Genomic DNA, 17157 nt, shown 5'->3' with positions numbered 1-17157 from the left:
CGGCATCCTCATGAAGCCACTCGCCTGCCGGTTCACTCAAACACGGCACCGAAGCCCGCTGCAGGTACCGCGTTCATGCGGCGCCCTCACCGGCTTTCCGTGCCAGGCTGTCGGTCAATCCTCGTTTTCGGCCGACCAGCCCGAACGCAATATTACTATCCCTATCCGGCAGCCTCACGTTAAACGTGTGGTTGCCAAGGCACAAAACATCCCTGCCCCGTAACAGCCACGTTACGGCCCAAATCCGTCAAGTGCTTGAAAAAACGGAAGCGCAAGGCTCCGTAACAGATGGCACAAATTCATCGCCCTGCCGACGTGGCAGTTAAGACCGAACTCTGCAGGTGATGTCCGCGCCCTCTGTTGGACGCCATTTAGGCAGGATCAAATGGCAAGATCAACGATGAATTTTACGCAAAATTAAGATGCGACCATTGACTCCGGCCGCCCTTTTCGGGCGTCACACCCGCGTCAAAAAAGAATCGCAGTTGAATCAACGAGATTCCCCGTTCGGGCTATTTTGACACGCAAAGAAAGAAAAAAAATAAAAATCTTCTTGACTCGGGCGTGATCCGCAAAGGTTTGGCCAGAGTCGCGCAATGGGAAAGCATCCTTGCGCAAGCTATTGTTTTTTAATGCCTTTTCCTGTCATGGCGCTGACACGAAACAGTCGCGCGATTAACCATGAAGGACGCTCCTCAGCGGAATCAAAAAAGCCCGGTAAAATTACCGGGCTAATCATAACGAGGAGGTCGTTAATGGATTGTTACGCGGTCGTGGAGACCGACAGAGCCTTCACACGAGCAGCCAGGCGAGAGACCTTGCGCGATGCCGTGTTGGAGTGCAGCACGCCCTTGCTGGCGGCGCGGGCGAGTTCCGGCTGAGCGGCCAGGAAAGCCGCCTTCGCCTTGTCGGCGTCACCGGATGCGATGGCCTCTTCGACCTGGCGAACGAAAGTACGAACGCGCGAGCGACGAGCCTTATTGACGTCGGTACGGCGGGCGATCTTGCGGGTCGCTTTTTTCGCCGAAGTTGTATTGGCCATGGATGCCTCTCTCAAGAATTCGAACAAACTCCGCCATTACCGCGGGCCCTGCGGCCACCAAATCCAGCAATACGGGAGCAATCGCGGAAAACCAGAGCGGCTTTCCGAACCGTGGGCGGGCATATAACCCTAAAGCCGGCCCACGTCAACGCGGATTTTCAAGCTTTCCGACGGCAAGCTCCGAAAAGCATTCAACGGTGCTTGAAGGCTGGTTTGCGCTTCTCGATGAAGGCGGCCATGCCTTCTTTCTGATCGTCCGTGGCAAAGAGACTATGAAACAGGCGGCGTTCGAACCGCAACCCTTCCTCCAGCGTCGTCTCGAAGGCGCGGTTGACCGCCTCCTTGGCCATCATGACCGAGGGCTGCGAAAGCGACGCGATCTTTTCGGCGGCGGCCAAAGCCTCGTCGATGAGACGCTCGGGCGGCACCACACGCGAAACGAGTCCCGACCGTTCCGCCTCGGCCGCATCCATCATCCGGCCGGTCAGGATCAGATCCATGGCCTTCGCCTTGCCGACGGCGCGCGTCAGCCGCTGAGAGCCGCCCATGCCGGGAATGACGCCAAGGGTGATCTCCGGCTGACCGAACTTCGCGGTCTCCGAGGCGATGATGAAATCGCACATCATGGCGAGTTCGCAGCCACCGCCGAGGGCAAAACCGCTGACGGCAGCGATCACCGGCTTGCGTGCCTTAGCGACGTCATCCCAGCCGCTGATGAAATCACTCTTATAGATATCGGCGAACTGAAGCGACTGCATCTCCTTGATGTCGGCGCCGGCGGCAAAGGCGCGTTCGGAGCCGGTGAGCACGATCGCACCGACGGCATCGTCCTGATGGAAAGCGACGTAGGCCTGCTTCAGTTCCCTCAGCACGGTGGAATTCAGCGCGTTCAGCGCCTGCGGGCGGTTCAGGGTGACAAGGCCGACAGTGCCTCGGGTTTCGACGATCAAGGTCTCGTAAGCCATGCTGTTCTCCCGGTTTCTCACTGTTACTTCTGACAGGCGGCGCAATAGAAGGTGGAGCGGCCCGCCTGCACGACACGGGCGACCGTACCGCCGCAGCCGGGCGTGCCGCAAGCCTCACCTTCGCGATCATAGACGGAGAAGGAATGCTGGAAATAACCGAGCGATCCATCGGCCTGGATATGGTCTCGCAGCGACGATCCGCCGGCGGCGATTGCATCGGCGATGACGTCGCGGATCGAGGCGACCAGCAGGTCGAGCTCATGCTTCGGCCGGCCGCCCGGCGTCACCAGCGTGCCGGCAGCACGCAGCGGCGACAAATGCGCGCGCCACAGCGCCTCGCATACATATATATTGCCGAGACCGGCAATGTTCTTCTGGTCGAGCAGCGCGCTCTTCAGGGGCTGCGCCTTGTCGCGGAAGCGTTCGGCCAGATAAGCGGCGCCGAGTTCGTTTCCCGTCGGCTCCGGGCCGAGATCGCGGAAGAAGGGATGGGCGGCGAGATCGGCGCGTCCGACCATATCCATGAAGCCGAAACGGCGCGGGTCGTTGTAGATGACGCGGCGAGCGCCGTCCGGTCCCTGCAGATGAAAGACGACGTGATCGTGTTTCTCGTCCTTCGAGCGGGCGTGGTGGAACTCGCCCGGGGTTGCGGAGACGGAGTTCTCCTCGATGCGAAAGGAACCGGACATGCCGAGATGGGAAATCAGCGTGTTGCCGTCGTCGAGATCGACCAGCAGATATTTGGCGCGGCGACCAAGGCCGATGATGGTGCGGCCGGAAACCCTGTCCGCCAATGCATCGGGAAAGGGGAAGCGCAAATCCTTGCGCCGCAGTTCCAGCCTGGCAATGAGAGCGCCTTCCATCGCCGGCGCCAGGCCGCGCTTGACCGTTTCGACTTCAGGCAATTCCGGCATCTTAACCCATCTCTATCGAACGTGTTTCAACCGAGGACGATGTGCGCTATAGCGCCATGTGCCGCGGAGAGCGCGGTGCAGTGATAACGTCGCGCGCGGTCTTTCGCTACGGTCGCCGCGCCGATCTTCAAGGAACGGAGCAGCCTGATGTCAGAAAGCCGCACTTCCGCCGATGGCGGCATGGAGACCTCCTACGGCTTCCGCGAGGTGCCGGGCGGCGAGAAGCAGGGTCTGGTCAACCAGGTGTTCCACAAGGTCGCCAAACGCTACGACATCATGAACGATGTGATGTCGATGGGCATGCACCGGGCCTGGAAAGATGCGATGATCTCGGCGCTCAACCCGCGCAAGGAGCCGGGCTACAAGGTGCTCGACGTTGCCGGCGGCACCGGCGACATCGCCTTTCGCATCATCGAGGCCTCTGGTCGGCAGGCACATGCGACGGTGCTCGATATCAACGGCTCGATGCTCGGCGTCGGCGCCGAACGGGCGGCAAAGAAGAAGCTTTCCGACAATCTCACCTTCATCGAGGCGAATGCCGAGGAACTGCCCTTCGAGGCCGCGAGCTTCGATGCCTATACGATCGCCTTCGGCATTCGCAACGTGCCGAGGATCGACAAGGCGCTGTCCGAGGCCTATCGCGTGTTGAAACGCGGCGGACGGCTACTGGTCCTGGAGTTTTCGGAAGTCGATATGCCGCTTCTCGACAAGATCTATGACGCCTGGTCTTTCAACGCCATTCCGCAATTCGGCAAGGCGATCACCGGCGATGCCGAACCCTACCTGTATCTGGTGGAATCGATCCGCAAGTTCCCGAACCAGGAGAATTTCGCGGCGATGATCCGCCAGGCCGGCTTTTCGCGCGTCACCTACACCAATTATACCGGCGGCATCGCCGCGCTGCATTCCGGCTGGAAGCTCTGAGGGATGATGCAGGCTACATGCTCCCCCTCATTCCCTTCCTCGGGCTTTGCCCGAGGGACGTCACAGGAATCCAGCGCGCCCAAGTCCTTGGGCGCAGGAGACTCGTTAATGCTTCTTAAGTCATTCACCGCGCAGACGCGCGGTGGCTGGATTCCTGTGACGAGCACAGGAATGAGGGAGGAGAGATTGGCCGCGCCTTCGCAAGCAGGCCAGCCTGCATGAGCACTTTCGGAGCCTATTTTCGCCTTTGGCGCGTCGGCTGGGTGCTCGTGCGTGAGGGTGTCGTGTCGGCCCTGCCGTCCGAAGGACTGCCGCCTTCGGTCGCGCTTGCTAAATCCTTCGTCACGATTTTCGAGCGCGGCAGGGCGCGGTATCAGAAGCGCAGCGACCGGCTGGCGCAGGCGGTCGAGCGGCTCGGCCCTTCTTATGTCAAGATCGGCCAGTTCCTGGCGACGCGGCCTGACGTCGTCGGCGTCGAATTCGCTAACGACCTGTCGCAGTTGCAGGACCGGATGGCCTTCTTCCCCTCGGCTGCCGCAAAGGCGAATATCGAAGGATCGCTCGGGCGGCCGATCGACGAACTCTATGTGAGCTTCGGCGAGCCGATCGCCGCCGCCTCGATCGCACAGGTGCATCCGGCCGAAGTCGAAACGGCAGAAGGCCGAAGGAAGGTCGCCGTCAAGGTCGTCCGACCGGGCGTTCGCCAGCGTTTTGTCCATGACATCGAGGCAATGTATCTGGTCGCTCATATGCAGGAGCGGTTCATGCCGTCCAGCCGGCGGCTGCGGCCGGTCGAGGTGACGAAGACGCTGGAACAGACGACGAAGGTGGAGATGGATCTTCGCCTTGAGGCGGCAGCGCTTTCGGAGATTGCCGAAAACACCGACAGCGATCCCGGCTTTCGCGTGCCGAAGGTCGACTGGGAGCGCACGGGCCGCGACGTCATCACCATGGAATGGATCGACGGCACGAGAATGTCCGACGTCGAGGGGCTGCGCGCGGCCGGCCACGACCTCAACCTGCTCGCCGATACGCTGATCCAGTCCTTCCTGCGCCACACGCTGCGCGACGGTTTCTTCCATGCCGACATGCATCCCGGCAATCTCTTCGTCGATGCCGGCGGCATGATCGTCGCCGTCGACATGGGCATCGTCGGGCGGCTCGGCAAGAAGGAGCGACGGTTCCTCGCCGAGATCCTCTATGGCTTCATCACCCGCGATTACATCCGTGTCGCAGAGGTGCATTTCGAGGCCGGCTACGTGCCCGGCCACCACAATGTCGAAAGCTTCGCCCAGGCGATCCGGGCGATCGGCGAGCCGATCCATGGACAGCCGGCCGAGACGATCTCGATGGGCAAGCTGCTGACGCTGCTGTTCGAAGTGACCGAACTCTTCGACATGGCGACGCGGCCGGAACTGGTGATGCTGCAGAAGACCATGGTGGTGGTCGAGGGCGTGTCGCGCATGCTCAATCCGCGCTTCAATATGTGGAAGGCCTCCGAGCCTGTCGTCGGCGACTGGATCCGCAACAATCTCGGACCGAAGCGGATCGCCACCGATCTCAAGGACGGGCTGAAGGCGGCGGTGAAGCTTGCCGAAGCCGTGCCCGAAATCGCGGCGAAGACCGAAAAATTCCACCATCAACTTCTGCATATGAGCGAACACGGACTGCGCTTCGACGCAGAGACTGCGGATGCGATCGGCAAGGCGGAAGCGCGGCACAACCGCTCGTCGCGGATCGCGCTTTGGGTCATAGCGTTGACGCTCCTCTATATTGCCTGGATGCTGAGCTGACCGCTCCGACAACATGCTGTGTTCGGCATTTAGGATATCCCATGTGACGGAGGGCTGGCTTAGTCTCGCAGTTTAGGAGATACGGCACATGCAGCACGAACGCCTCGGCATCGAACTTTCCGGACGGCCGCTCGGTTTTGCCGAGATGGTGACGATTGGTGCCGGCAAGGCGAGGATTTCGGCTTCGCCGACCGGCATGGCCCGCATCGCGATCGCCCGCGAGATCGTCGAGGACGCGATCGCTTCAGGCATGCCCGTCTACGGCTCGACGACGGGCGTCGGCGCCATGAAGGACGTGGAATGGTCGGCCGACGAGCTCGACACCTTCAACCTCGGCCTGGTGCGCGCCCATCACTTCGGCACCGGCACGCCCTTTTCCTGCAATGTCGTGCGCAATGCCATGGCGATCCGCATCAACACGGCGCTGACCGGCCAGGTCGGCTGCACGCCGGAGCTGATCCAGGCCTATATCATGATGCTCGAGGCCGATCTTATCCCTGTGGTGCGCCGCACCGGCTCGATCGGCTGCGCCGATATCGGCCTGATGGGGCAGATCGGCGCGGTTCTGACCGGCGTCGGCGAAGCGGTCTACCGCGGCAAGCGGATGCATGCGGCCGAAGCCTTCCGGGTGGCTGGCCTGGAACCGGTACGAATGGCCCCGCGCGACAGCCTCGCTTCGCTCAGCGTCAATGCGGTGAGCTTTGCGGCGGCGGCGGAAACGACGCGCAACGCCGCGGCCTCGATCCGCATCCTGCTTTCGACCGGGATGATGGCATCAGGTGCGCTCGGCGCCTCCCGCGATCCCTGGAAGGCGGTCCGCCATGTCGGCACGGCACGCGAAGCGCTGATCGGCGCCTGGCTCTGCAACGCGTCGGACGATTGGAAGTGGCCGGTTGCAACGCATGTGCAGGATCCGCTCAGCCTGCGCATGATCGCCCAGGTGTTCGGCGCCGTCATCGAAAATCTGCTTTCGACCGGCCACAAGATCCTTGCCGCCACCGGACGCTCGGACGACAATCCGGTTGTCGTCGAGGGCCGGGTGATGACATCAGGCGGTTCGCTTCCGCTCGATGTGACGATCCTGCTCGAATCGGCCGCACTCTGCATGGCGCATGCGGCGCGCAACGCTTTCAATCGCTGCGTCATCCTCGGCAACGGCCAACGGCGCGACCTGCCGGTCAATCTCGTGCCGCCGGGACGGATCGCCACCGGTTTCGGGCCGATCATCAAGCTTGCCGGCGAAATCTTCTCGCGTGTGCTGTCGATGGCCAGCCCCGTTTCGGCGCAGTCGCTGGTCGTTGCGGCCGGGCTGGAGGACGAGGCCGCCTTCCTGCCGCTGGTCATCGAGCGCTTTGAACGGCAGATGCAGGCGCTGAAGCGCCTCGCGGCACTCGAGGCGCTCTTGTCTGCCCAGGCGATCGACATTCTCGGCGATGAACCGAAGGGCGTGGCCGGCATGCTCTACGACGTCGTGCGCAAACATGCGGCCTTTTATACCGTCGACCGGCCGCTTTCGGCTGAGGTGGAGGCGATCGAGGAAGAGCTCGGATCGGACGACTTTCTCGCGAAACTGACCGAGCAGGTTCCGATCGCCTCTTTCGACGATTTCTTTGCACTCGGTTCGCCGGAGCCCATCGAAGGGCGCTTGGCTAGCCGCGCAGGGTGATTGCGGGCCAGGGCCCAAAAAACTCAATCCTGCTCTACATTAACCAGTCGGCGCGCGATGCCGTCCGAAAGACGTTCAAGCTTCGGCATCATGCTCCGGCCGGCAACGGTTCCGACGTCAGTCTAGGGAGGAAGCGGTATGGACTTCGATCTCGTTTTGCAGGGCACGGTGGTGCTGCCGGACCGCATCGTCAAAGAGGGTTATGTGGCGGTGCACGGCGGCAAGATCACCGAGGTCGGCATCGGCGTGCCGCCTGCAGCGCGTGAACGGCATCTGCTCGGAAGAGCGCTGATCCTGCCCGGCGCCATCGACGCGCAGGTGCATTCGCTTTCCCAGAAGGATCAGGAGGATTTCGTCTGGTCGACGCGGTCGGCAGCGGCCGGCGGCGTGACGACGATCGTCGACATGCCTTATGACGAGGGCAATCTCGTCTGCTCGGCGGCGGTGGTCAAGCGGAAGATCGACCATGCCGCCCCGCAGGCGCGCGTCGATTTCGCCCTTTACGGCACCATTGATCCGCAAGAAGGCCCGGCGCGGATCCGGGAGATGGTCGAGGCCGGTGTCGCAGCCTTCAAGTTTTCGACCTTCGGCACCGATCCCAAACGTTTTCCGCGCATTCCCCCTGCCCTGCTCGACGTCTGCTTCGCGGCGATCGCGCCGACCGGGTTGACGGCCGGCGTGCATAATGAGGACGACGAGGCGGTGCGCAGCTATATGGAGCAGGTGAAGGCAAGCGGCATCACCGACTGGCGGGCGCACGGTCTGTCGCGGCCTGCCATCACCGAACTCCTGGCGATGCACACGATCTTCGAGACCGGGGCCAATACCGGCTGTCCCGCACATGTGGTGCACTGCTCGCTCGGGCGCGGCTATGACATCGCCCGCGCCTACCGCCGCGACGGTTTTGCCGCGACGGTCGAATGCTGCATCCATTACCTGACGCTCGACGAGGAAAACGACGTGAGGCGCCTCGGCGGCAAGGCGAAGATCAATCCGCCGGTGCGGTTACGCGCCGAAGTGGAGAGGCTCTGGCGGAAGGTCGCCGAGGGCGATGTCTGGCTGGTCTCGACGGATCACGTCAGTTGGTCTGAGAACCGCAAGACCAACCCCGATATGCTCGCCAACGCATCCGGTGTTCCCGGTCTCGAGGTGATGGTGCCGCTTTTCATCAAAGGCGCTCTCGAGCGCGGCATTCCCCTCACGTGGGCCGCGCGGCTGATGGCCGAGAATCCGGCGAAGCATTTCCGGCTCGATCATATCAAGGGCGCACTGGCATCAGGCAAGGACGCCGATATCACCGTGCTGGAGCCGCGCGAAAGCATCTATGATGCGGCTGCGAGCGGCAACAACGTCGTCGGCTGGAGCCCTTATAACGGCATTCGCCTGCCCTGGACCGTCTCCGCCACCTATCTGCGCGGCGAAAAGATCGCCGAGGCCGGCAAGGTGCTGGCCGCGCCCGGAACCGGGCGGTTCGTCCGGCCGCCGCCGCGCCAAGTCATTTCGGGAGCAGGCGCATGAGCCGCAATCTTCCGGTCAATGCCGGCCGGATCGCTGATGATATCGAGGCGCTTGCCGCCATCACCGAGCCTGGGCGCCCTTGGACACGGCGGGCCTTCACGCCGCTCCTTCTAGACGGCCGGGCCTATATCGAGGCGCGGATGAAGGCGGCAGGGCTGGAAACGCGGATCGATGCCGCCGGCAATCTGATCGGCCGGCGCACCGGCAGGAAGCCCTGGCTCGGCACGATCATGGTCGGCTCGCATTCCGACACGGTGCCGGACGGCGGCCGCTTCGACGGCATTGCCGGCGTGGTTGCGGCGCTCGAGGTGGCGCGGGCGCTGCATGACCACGGCCTCGAACTGGACCATGATCTGGAGATTGTCGATTTCCTTGCCGAGGAGGTCAGCATCTTCGGCGTTTCCTGCATCGGCAGCCGCGGCATGACCGGGCAGTTGCCGGAAGCCTGGCTGTCGCGGGCAAGCGGCGGCCTCGATCTTGCCGGCGGCATCGCCCAGGTGGGCGGTGAGCCTGGTGTGCTGGGACAGCAGAAGCGGCCCGATCTGGCAGGCTTCCTGGAGCTCCATATCGAGCAGGGGCCGGTGCTCGAAGCCGAAAGGGAGGATATCGGCATCGTCACGGCAATCTCCGGCATTACCCGCATCGAGATCACCGTCGAGGGGCGGGCCGACCATGCCGGCACGACGCCGATGGACAGGCGGGCGGATGCTCTGGTCGCGGCCTCGCAGCTGGTGCTCGACATCCGCAATGCCGCCGCCGAGCTTGCCAAGAAGCCGGGGCATTTCGCCGCGACGGTCGGCGAGTTCAGGATCGAGCCGAATGCCGCCAATGTCGTGCCGTCGAAGGTCGTGCTGCTGATCGACGGACGTGCGGAAATCCGCGCCGACATGGAGGCCTTCTGCCGCTGGCTCGAGGGCCATGTCGAAAAGCTGGCAACCGCCTATGGCGTTACGATCGAGCCGCCGAATCGGGTTTCCGACAATCTGCCGACGCCAAGCGATGCCGCGCTGCTTTCGACGCTGGAGACCGCTTGCGACCGCGTCGGCGCAAAATACCGGCGCATGGCCTCCGGCGCAGGGCACGATACCGCCTGGATCGCCAAGGTGGCGCCGGCGGCAATGATCTTCGTGCCCTGCCGGGAAGGCCGCAGCCATTGCCCCGACGAATGGGCCGACAATGACGATATCGCGCTCGGCGCTGCCGTGCTTTTCCAAGCGGTGCGCGAGATGGACAAGGATTCGAAGCGGGAGAAGGCCGATGGGACGCATACTGGTTGAGAAGGACGTGGAAGCCGCCGTCAAAGGCGGCTCCGTCTATGCCGCCGGCGGTGGCGGCTGGGCTGAGCACGGGCGGATGCTCGGGCATGCGGCCGTCACCATCGGCAAACCGGAGCTGGTCTCGATCGACGAGTTGAAGGATGACGACTGGGTCGCCACGGCGGCCGCGATCGGCGCGCCGGCCTCCACCACGCCCTGGGAAATGCAAGGCGTCGATTACGTCAAGGCGGTGCAATTGCTGCAGGAGGCGCTCGGCGAAAGGCTTTCCGGACTGATCATCGGCCAGAACGGCAAATCCTCGACGCTGAACGGCTGGCTGCCATCGGCGATCCTCGGCACCAAGGTAGTCGATGCCGTCGGCGACATCCGCGCGCACCCGACCGGCGACATGGGGTCGATCGGCATGGCCGCCTCACCCGAGCCGATGATCCAGACCGCCGTCGGCGGCAACAGGGCCGAGAACCGTTACATCGAGCTGGTGGTGAAGGGCGCGACGGCGAAGATCTCGCCGGTGCTGCGCGCCGCCGCCGATCAGTCCGGCGGTTTCATCGCCAGCTGCCGCAATCCCCTCCGGGCGGCCTATGTCGGCAAGCATGCGGCGCTCGGCGGCATCTCGATGGCGCTTGCGCTCGGCGAAGCGATCATTACGGCGGAGAAGCGCGGCGGATCTGCCGTCATCGATGCGATCTGCAAAACGACCAGTGGACATATCCTCGCCGAAGGCGTCATCAGCCGGAAGGACGTCGTCTATACCAAGGAGGCCTTCGACATCGGCACCATCGCCGTCGGCTCGGGCGATAAATCAGTGACGCTGCATGTGATGAACGAATATATGGCAGTCGATGATGCGGGTGGCGAGCGGCTTGCGACCTTCCCTGCCGTGATCACCACGCTGTCGCCTGAGGGCGAGCCGCTGAGCGTCGGGCAATTGCAGGAAGGCATGCATGTCTTCATCCTGCATGTGCCGATGGATATCATTCCGCTGTCGGCAAGCGTGCTCGACCCGACCGTTTATCCCGTCGTCGAAAAGGCGATGGGAATCGAGATCGCGCGTTATGCGCTGGCAGCGAAGGCCTGAGCCATGGCACGCGATCCCGGCCTTGAAGAACTGCTGCGTGAGGAACTCGGCGATCGTCCCGGCCTCAGCGAAAAATCCATGTTCGGCGGCCGCGCCTTCCTGCTGAACGGCAATCTGCTCTGCGGCGCGCGCAGTGACGGCATGCTGATCCGTCTCGGCAAGGGCAATGATGATTGGGCGCTGGCGCTGCCGGGCGTAATCCGGATGCTGATGGGCGAGCGAGTCATGCACGGCTGGCTGCGCGCCTCCGCCGAGGCTTACGGCGACGATGCCCTGAGACGGCGTCTGCTCGATGCGGCGCTTGCCTATGTGGAATCGCTGCCGGGCAAGTGACCAATTAGCTTCCCCCTTCTCCCCGGCGGGGAGAAGGAAAAAGCAGAGAACCAAGCGAGGAACCCGTGATGCCGAAGGCCAATCCACGCCATCCGAAATTTCCAATTCCCGGCGGGCCGGAGTTGCGCGCCAAGGGCTGGCGGCAGGAGGCGCTGCTGCGGCTGCTCGAAAACGTGCTCGCCGTCGGCGAGGATCCCGACAATCTGATCGTCTATGCCGCGCTCGGCAAGGCCGCCCGCAACTGGGCGGCGCACAAGGGCATTGTCAAGGCGCTGATGGAGATGGATGAGGACCAGACGCTGCTCATCCAGTCCGGCAAGCCGATCGGCCTTGTGAAGACCCATGCCAGGGCGCCCCTCGTCATCATGGCGAACTGCAACATTGTCGGGCAATGGGCAAAGGCCGAAGTGTTCTACGAGCTGCAGCGCAAAGGGCTGATCTGCTGGGGTGGGCTGACGGCCGGCGCCTGGCAATATATCGGCAGCCAGGGCGTCATCCAGGGCACCTACGAGATTTTCATGCGCATTGCCGAACGTCGCTTCGGCGGCGATCTCCACGGCCGCTTCGTGCTGACGGCCGGCCTCGGCGGTATGGGCGGCGCACAGCCGCTCGCCGGCCGCATGACGGGCGCGGCGATCCTCTGCATCGACATCGACCCGGAACGCGCCCGCAAGCGCCAGCAAATCGGCTATCTCCAGGAAATCGCGCCCGATCTCGATACCGCTCTTAAGATAATCGATGCAGCCGTCAAGACGAAGCGGGCGCTGTCCGTCGGCCTCGTCGGCAATGCGGCGGAGGTCTACCCCGAGATCGCCCGGCGCGGCATCGTGCCCGATATCGTCACCGATCAGACCTCGGCGCATGACCTCGTCTATGGCTACGTGCCGAAGGGCATGAGCCTCGATCAGGTCAAAGGCTTGCGCGACGATGGCCAGGGGCAATTGATGGCGGCAAGTCGCGCCTCGATCGTCGAGCATGTGACGGCGATGCTGGAGTTCCAGAAGAAGGGCTCCGAAGTCTTCGACAACGGCAATCTCATCCGCACGCAAGCCCGCGAGGGCGGTGTGACCAACGCCTTCGACATTCCGATCTTCACCGAAGCCTATCTGAGGCCACTCTTTGCCCGGGCGATCGGGCCGTTCCGGTGGATGGCTCTGTCAGGCGAGGAAAGCGATATCGCGGGGATTGACGACCTGCTTATCGAGATGTTTCCCGACAACAAGATCATCACCAACTGGATTCGGCTGGCGCGCGAGCATGTGCCATTCGAAGGCCTGCCGGCCCGCATCGCCTGGCTCGGTCACGGCGAACGCACGCTGCTGGCGCGGCGTGTCAATGCGCTGGTTGCGAGCGGCGACCTCAAGGGCCCGGTCGCCTTCTCCCGCGACCATCTCGATGCCGGCGCCATGGCGCATCCGAATATTATGACCGAGCGGATGAAGGACGGCTCCGATGCGATCGCCGACTGGCCGCTGATCGATGCGATGATGCTCTGCTCCTCCATGGCCGATCTCGTCGTCGTCCATTCCGGCGGCGGCGGCTATGCCGGCTACATGACGAGCTGCGGTGTTACCGTGATCGCCGACGGCACCGATGCCGCCGACGAACGCCTCGACCACGCGCTGACCAACGACACGGCGCTTGGCGTTATGCGTTACGCCGACGCAGGTTACGAGGAGGCGCTCGATGAGGTGGCGAAGAAGGACGTGCCCTATATCGGGCTTGGTTGAACTGGATCAAGAATTGCTACAATAATTGCCATATCTCATCGGGAGCTATGACATGGAAACGGCAAAGATCTTCTGGTCCGGGCGCTCCCAAGCCGTCCGGCTCCCCAAGGAATTTCGCTTCGATGGCGATACCGTCGCCATTCGGCGCCAGGGGCGCGCGGTCATCTTGGAACCAATTTCCGATGGCTGGGAATGGCTTACCGACGTGACCGGCCCTGTCGACTCCGACTTTGCGACAGCGGCTGAAGAACGCCCCGCTCAGCAGGAACGATCCGGATTCGATTTCTGCAAATGAAATACTCGCTGAATACGGATTCGTCATCCTTGCCGTTCACACGATCGGCTCGGAAACCTCGATGAGATTGCCGTCGGGATCCCTGAAATAGACCGAGCGCAAACGTCCTATCGCGCCGGTACGCTCGACCGGTCCCTCGTCGACCGCGACGCCCGCAGTCTTTAGATGGGCAATCACATCGGCCAGCGGCTTTTCGGCGATGAAGCAGAGATCGCCGGAGCCGGGGATCGGATGTTTCGCCTTGGGTTCGAACTCATGGCCGGCCTCATGCAGGTTGATCTTCTGGCTGCCGAATTTCAGCGCCTTGCGGCCTTCCGCGAAGGTTTCGATCGACATGCCGAGGACGCGGGAATAGAAATCGCAGGTGGCTGCGATATCGGCGACGGTCAGCACGAGATGGTCGAGACGGTCGATGCGGATCATGCCTTTCTCCTTGCGAAGTGGTGCGCGACACAGGCTGACATAAAGGCGAGCGCCAGCATGGCAAGGGTGAAGACGACGACGGCTGCCCAGCCTTCGACCGCCCAGAACCAGCCGCTGGCCGAGCCGATCAGGCTGGAGCCGACGTAATAGGCCAGCATGTAGATCGATGAAGCGTGCCCCTTGTTGCCAAGTGCAAGCTTGCCGACAAGGCCACTTGCGATGGAATGGCTCATGAAAAAGCCGGTCGTCAGCACGATGATACCAAGTATGATCGACGGCAGCGAGGCGAAGAGCGTCAATGCACTGCCGGCAGCCGTCAGGGCGAGGCCGAAGAGAAGCACGGGAAAGTGACCGATCCGGTCTCCCAGCAGGCCGCCGGTCGAGGCGGCGCCGATGCCGAAGAGATAGACGGTGAAGATCAAGCCGAGCTCAGTCTGATTGAGGCCGTAAGGCGGCGCCACAAGACGGAAACCGGCGTAATTGTAGATCGTTACGAAGGAGCCCATCGCCAGGAAGGCGATGGCGAAGAGGAAGGGCAGCGCCGGATTTTTGAGATGACCGAGCCAGGCTTTCGCGTGAAAACGCGGATCGAAGCCCGGCCGGCGGACGAAATTCCTTGACGGCGGCAGAAGGGCGATGAAGCCGATCGCCGCGGCAAGTCCGATGGCGCCGACGAGGAAGAGCGCCGGGCGCCAACCAAAATATTCGGCGAAGATGCCGGTGAGCACGCGGCCCGACATGCCGCCGAAGGCCGTGCCGCCGACATAGAGGCCCATGGTGGCACCAAGGCCGCGCGGATCGATTTCTTCGGCAAGATAGGCCATGGCGACGGCCGGCACGCCGCCGAGAACGAGGCCCTGCAGGGCGCGGATGACGAGCAGCAGATGCCAGTCCGGCGCAAACGCGGTAGCGATCGTCAATAGAGCCGCGCCGAGCAGCGATATCGACATCAGGCTGCGGCGACCGATCCCCTCCGAAACGGCGGCAGCGCAGATGATGGCGACGGCCAGAGAGCCGGTGGAGAGCGATAACGACAGCGAGCTTTCGGCCGGGCTGACGGAAAACTCCTGCGAGAAGACCGGCAGGAGCGGCTGCACGCAATAGAGCAGCGAGAAGGTGGAAAAACCGGAGAGAAAGAGGGCGAGGCTGGCGCGGCGATAGGCGGCAGTGCGGCGCGTCAGGTAATGCTTTTCTCCTGTCTTAGCTGTTTGCGCTGGCGGCGACATATTTTCATCCTGATGGCCCTTCGAATTCATGCGTTAACCCGCTGGATCCCAATAGGGCGGGTCCCCGAAGCTCTTCCTCAAGTGATCTGCGATAGCGCGAAGCTTGGCCGAGGGATTTCGACCCTCGGGATGGGCCATATAGATGAATTCGGCCTCCGGCCTGTGACCGACATCGATTTCGGCAAGCCGCCCCTCGCGGATGGCCGGGCCGGCGATGAAGGCCGGCAGCAGGGCGATGCCGAGACCGGCAATCGCGGCATCGCGCAGCATGTCGCCATTGTTGATGCCGAGGGCCGGTTTGGCGCGGACGACGACCGCGCCCTCCGGCGTCTGGAAGCGCCAGTCGGCAACGCCGCGATTGGTGTAGAAGATGCCTCGATGGCGGTTCAGGTCGGCAAGTGACGACGGCATCCCCAAGCGCGCGAGATAATCCGGCGACGCACAGAGAAGACGGCGGCTCGGCGCGAGCTTCCAGGCGACCAGCCGGCTGTCGGCGATCGGGCCGTTGCGGATGATGGCGTCATAGCCGTCCGAGGACGCATCGACGCGGCGATCATCGATGTCGAGCGTCAACTCGATATCGGGATGGTCGGCAAGAAAGGGGTAGAGCGCCGGGCCGAGATGCATGCGGCCGAACGTGACCGGGGCGGCGATGCGGATCGGACCGGACAGCGTGCCGCGCCGCTCGGCCATGTCGGCGGCGGCCTCGTCAATCTCACGCACGATGCGCGCGGCGCGCTCCAGAAATACAGCCCCGTCCTCCGTCATGGTGAGCTTGCGTGTCGTTCGGTGCAGCAGGACCCCTCCTAGCGACTTCTCCAATTCCGCCAGCCTTTCGCTGACGACGGATTTGGAGAGCCGCAGCCGTCTGGCCGCCTCACTGACCGAGCCTGCCTCCGCCACGGCGACGAAAGCCGCAATGCCTTCTATCCTGATCATCGTTCGGTATTTCCGAATTCGAGTTCCTCAATCTGGAGACTAATCCGAACGAAAAGAAAATGCCATCTTCTGGTCAACGAAACGGACGGCAAGGGCCGCCCGCTCGAACATAGGAGATGGAAGCATGAACCGCTTGAACAACAAGGTCGCGATCGTTACCGGCGCAAGCTCCGGCATCGGCCGCGTCACGGCAAAGCTCTTTGCGGCCGAAGGCGCCAAGGTCGTCGTCGGCGCCCGCCGTCAAGCCGAACTCGACAGCCTCGTCGCGGAGATCGAGGCAGAGGGCGGCCAGGCCATCGCCGTTGCCGGCGACGTCCGCTCGGAAGATTATCATAAGGCGCTGGTCGCGGCTGCCGTCACCAACTACGGCAAGCTCGATATCGCCTTCAACAATGCCGGCATCATCGGCGAAGCCGGTCCGAGCACCGGAGTCTCGGAAGCAGGCTTCAGCGAGGCAGTGGCCGTCAATCTCACCGCCTCCTTTCTCGCTGTCAAACATCAGATCGGCGCGATGACGGAACATGGCGGCGGCTCGGTGATCTTCACCTCGACCTTCGTCGGCTACAGCTTCGCCTTTCCCGGCGTTGCAGCCTATGCCGCCAGCAAATCCGGCCTGATCGGCCTGACGCAGGCGCTCGCCGCCGAGTTCGGGCCGCAGGGCGTGCGCGTCAACGCCATCCTGCCGGGCGCCGTCGATACCGATATGTACCGGGACGTGAACGATACGACGGAGAAACAGGCCGCCATCACCAATATGCACGCGCTGAAGCGCGTCGCGACACCTGATGAAGTCGCCCGCTCGGTTCTCTACCTCGCCTCCGACGATGCAAGCTTCGTCACCGGCACGGCTTCGCTGGTCGACGGCGGCATTTCAATCACCCGCAGTTGAGACGGCGGGGGCTGCCGCCATCGACCGGAAAAGACCCCTCCCCAACCCCTCCCCACAAGGGGGAGGGGCTAACACGTTGCACCACTGAGACAGGCATCGGCCTTTCTGCGGATGAGACGATGGAAGGATATGGGCGGCGCGGCAT

Annotated in this window: 16 protein-coding genes; 10 read left to right on the top strand and 6 right to left on the bottom strand. The window is 63.2% G+C overall.

Annotation, left to right across the window (positions count from 1 at the left end; translation table 11 throughout):
* Positions 1–763: 763 nt before the first annotated feature.
* The 3 genes from rpsT to mutM all read right to left on the bottom strand — a co-directional run bounded on the left by rpsT (position 764) and on the right by mutM (position 2921).
* On the bottom strand, positions 764–1042 hold the full coding sequence (rpsT, locus tag QWJ46_RS11760; protein ID WP_064800423.1) for a 30S ribosomal protein S20: 279 nt from the start codon (positions 1040–1042) through the stop codon (positions 764–766).
* 191 nt (positions 1043–1233) lie between these two features.
* Positions 1234–2007 carry an enoyl-CoA hydratase gene (locus tag QWJ46_RS11755; RefSeq protein ID WP_302751266.1) on the bottom strand — a complete coding sequence of 258 codons (774 nt, stop codon included), beginning with the start codon at positions 2005–2007 and terminating at the stop codon, positions 1234–1236.
* A gap of 23 nt (positions 2008–2030) precedes the next feature.
* Complete coding sequence (gene mutM / locus QWJ46_RS11750; RefSeq protein ID WP_184458057.1) at positions 2031–2921, bottom strand: bifunctional DNA-formamidopyrimidine glycosylase/DNA-(apurinic or apyrimidinic site) lyase; 891 nt, start codon at positions 2919–2921, stop codon at positions 2031–2033.
* Between the two features lie 147 nt (positions 2922–3068).
* Here mutM and ubiE point away from each other — a divergent pair, with 147 nt between their 5' ends.
* The 9 genes from ubiE (at position 3069) to QWJ46_RS11705 (ending at position 13535) form a co-directional block, all read left to right on the top strand.
* Entirely contained in the window at positions 3069–3845 is a 777-nt protein-coding gene (gene ubiE, locus QWJ46_RS11745) for a bifunctional demethylmenaquinone methyltransferase/2-methoxy-6-polyprenyl-1,4-benzoquinol methylase UbiE (RefSeq protein WP_302751265.1), read from the top strand.
* 218 nt (positions 3846–4063) lie between these two features.
* On the top strand, positions 4064–5638 hold the full coding sequence (gene ubiB, locus QWJ46_RS11740) for a 2-polyprenylphenol 6-hydroxylase (protein WP_302751264.1): 1575 nt from the start codon (positions 4064–4066) through the stop codon (positions 5636–5638).
* Between the two features lie 88 nt (positions 5639–5726).
* On the top strand, positions 5727–7304 hold the full coding sequence (locus QWJ46_RS11735) for an aromatic amino acid lyase (protein ID WP_302751263.1): 1578 nt from the start codon (positions 5727–5729) through the stop codon (positions 7302–7304).
* Positions 7305–7442: 138 nt separating this feature from the next.
* On the top strand, positions 7443–8822 hold the full coding sequence (locus QWJ46_RS11730) for a dihydroorotase family protein (RefSeq protein ID WP_302751262.1): 1380 nt from the start codon (positions 7443–7445) through the stop codon (positions 8820–8822).
* Positions 8819–10099: a Zn-dependent hydrolase gene (locus QWJ46_RS11725; protein WP_302751261.1), complete on the top strand. Its 1281-nt coding sequence runs from the start codon at positions 8819–8821 to the stop codon at positions 10097–10099. The genes QWJ46_RS11730 and QWJ46_RS11725 overlap by 4 nt, the downstream gene beginning before the upstream one ends.
* Entirely contained in the window at positions 10080–11177 is a 1098-nt protein-coding gene (locus QWJ46_RS11720; protein ID WP_302751260.1) for a DUF917 family protein, read from the top strand. Before QWJ46_RS11725 ends, QWJ46_RS11720 begins: the two co-directional genes overlap by 20 nt.
* Positions 11178–11180: 3 nt before the next feature.
* On the top strand, positions 11181–11510 hold the full coding sequence (locus QWJ46_RS11715; RefSeq protein ID WP_064800414.1) for a TfoX/Sxy family protein: 330 nt from the start codon (positions 11181–11183) through the stop codon (positions 11508–11510).
* 68 nt (positions 11511–11578) lie between these two features.
* Positions 11579–13240: a urocanate hydratase gene (locus QWJ46_RS11710; protein ID WP_302751259.1), complete on the top strand. Its 1662-nt coding sequence runs from the start codon at positions 11579–11581 to the stop codon at positions 13238–13240.
* Positions 13241–13292: 52 nt separating this feature from the next.
* A complete protein-coding gene (locus tag QWJ46_RS11705; protein ID WP_302751258.1) occupies positions 13293–13535 on the top strand; it encodes an antitoxin in 243 nt (80 codons plus the stop codon).
* Between the two features lie 36 nt (positions 13536–13571).
* Here QWJ46_RS11705 and QWJ46_RS11700 read toward each other — a convergent pair whose 3' ends face one another.
* From QWJ46_RS11700 to QWJ46_RS11690, 3 genes are read right to left on the bottom strand one after another with little or no spacing between them, the layout of a single operon-like run.
* Positions 13572–13958: a VOC family protein gene (locus QWJ46_RS11700; RefSeq protein WP_302751257.1), complete on the bottom strand. Its 387-nt coding sequence runs from the start codon at positions 13956–13958 to the stop codon at positions 13572–13574.
* The gene (locus tag QWJ46_RS11695; RefSeq protein ID WP_302751256.1) at positions 13955–15184 is read right to left on the bottom strand and encodes an MFS transporter; all 1230 of its coding nucleotides are present in this window, start codon (positions 15182–15184) and stop codon (positions 13955–13957) included. Before QWJ46_RS11695 ends, QWJ46_RS11700 begins: the two co-directional genes overlap by 4 nt.
* 33 nt (positions 15185–15217) lie before the next feature.
* Complete coding sequence (locus tag QWJ46_RS11690) at positions 15218–16123, bottom strand: LysR family transcriptional regulator (protein WP_302751255.1); 906 nt, start codon at positions 16121–16123, stop codon at positions 15218–15220.
* Between the two features lie 124 nt (positions 16124–16247).
* Here QWJ46_RS11690 and QWJ46_RS11685 point away from each other — a divergent pair, with 124 nt between their 5' ends.
* Positions 16248–17012, top strand: a complete 765-nt coding sequence (locus QWJ46_RS11685) for an SDR family oxidoreductase (protein ID WP_302751254.1) — start codon at positions 16248–16250, stop codon at positions 17010–17012.
* Positions 17013–17157 lie beyond the last annotated feature (145 nt).

The sequence above is a fragment of the Rhizobium sp. CBN3 genome, from assembly GCF_030518245.1.
GTDB classification, from domain to species: domain Bacteria; phylum Pseudomonadota; class Alphaproteobacteria; order Rhizobiales; family Rhizobiaceae; genus Rhizobium; species Rhizobium aethiopicum_A.
Note: the sequence above shows the minus strand (reverse complement) of the source record. Positions and strands in the feature narration are given on the sequence as shown.

Bases quoted from the DNA above. Each gene is read 5' to 3' on its own strand.
- rpsT (WP_064800423.1), bottom strand. From the start codon at position 1,042: ATGGCCAATACAACTTCGGCGAAAAAAGCGACCCGCAAGATCGCCCGC.
- QWJ46_RS11755 (WP_302751266.1), bottom strand. From the start codon at position 2,007: ATGGCTTACGAGACCTTGATCGTCGAAACCCGAGGCACTGTCGGCCTT.
- mutM (WP_184458057.1), bottom strand. From the start codon at position 2,921: ATGCCGGAATTGCCTGAAGTCGAAACGGTCAAGCGCGGCCTGGCGCCG.
- ubiE (WP_302751265.1), top strand. From the start codon at position 3,069: ATGTCAGAAAGCCGCACTTCCGCCGATGGCGGCATGGAGACCTCCTAC.
- ubiB (WP_302751264.1), top strand. From the start codon at position 4,064: ATGAGCACTTTCGGAGCCTATTTTCGCCTTTGGCGCGTCGGCTGGGTG.
- QWJ46_RS11735 (WP_302751263.1), top strand. From the start codon at position 5,727: ATGCAGCACGAACGCCTCGGCATCGAACTTTCCGGACGGCCGCTCGGT.
- QWJ46_RS11730 (WP_302751262.1), top strand. From the start codon at position 7,443: ATGGACTTCGATCTCGTTTTGCAGGGCACGGTGGTGCTGCCGGACCGC.
- QWJ46_RS11725 (WP_302751261.1), top strand. From the start codon at position 8,819: ATGAGCCGCAATCTTCCGGTCAATGCCGGCCGGATCGCTGATGATATC.
- QWJ46_RS11720 (WP_302751260.1), top strand. From the start codon at position 10,080: ATGGGACGCATACTGGTTGAGAAGGACGTGGAAGCCGCCGTCAAAGGC.
- QWJ46_RS11715 (WP_064800414.1), top strand. From the start codon at position 11,181: ATGGCACGCGATCCCGGCCTTGAAGAACTGCTGCGTGAGGAACTCGGC.
- QWJ46_RS11710 (WP_302751259.1), top strand. From the start codon at position 11,579: ATGCCGAAGGCCAATCCACGCCATCCGAAATTTCCAATTCCCGGCGGG.
- QWJ46_RS11705 (WP_302751258.1), top strand. From the start codon at position 13,293: ATGGAAACGGCAAAGATCTTCTGGTCCGGGCGCTCCCAAGCCGTCCGG.
- QWJ46_RS11700 (WP_302751257.1), bottom strand. From the start codon at position 13,958: ATGATCCGCATCGACCGTCTCGACCATCTCGTGCTGACCGTCGCCGAT.
- QWJ46_RS11695 (WP_302751256.1), bottom strand. From the start codon at position 15,184: ATGTCGCCGCCAGCGCAAACAGCTAAGACAGGAGAAAAGCATTACCTG.
- QWJ46_RS11690 (WP_302751255.1), bottom strand. From the start codon at position 16,123: ATGATCAGGATAGAAGGCATTGCGGCTTTCGTCGCCGTGGCGGAGGCA.
- QWJ46_RS11685 (WP_302751254.1), top strand. From the start codon at position 16,248: ATGAACCGCTTGAACAACAAGGTCGCGATCGTTACCGGCGCAAGCTCC.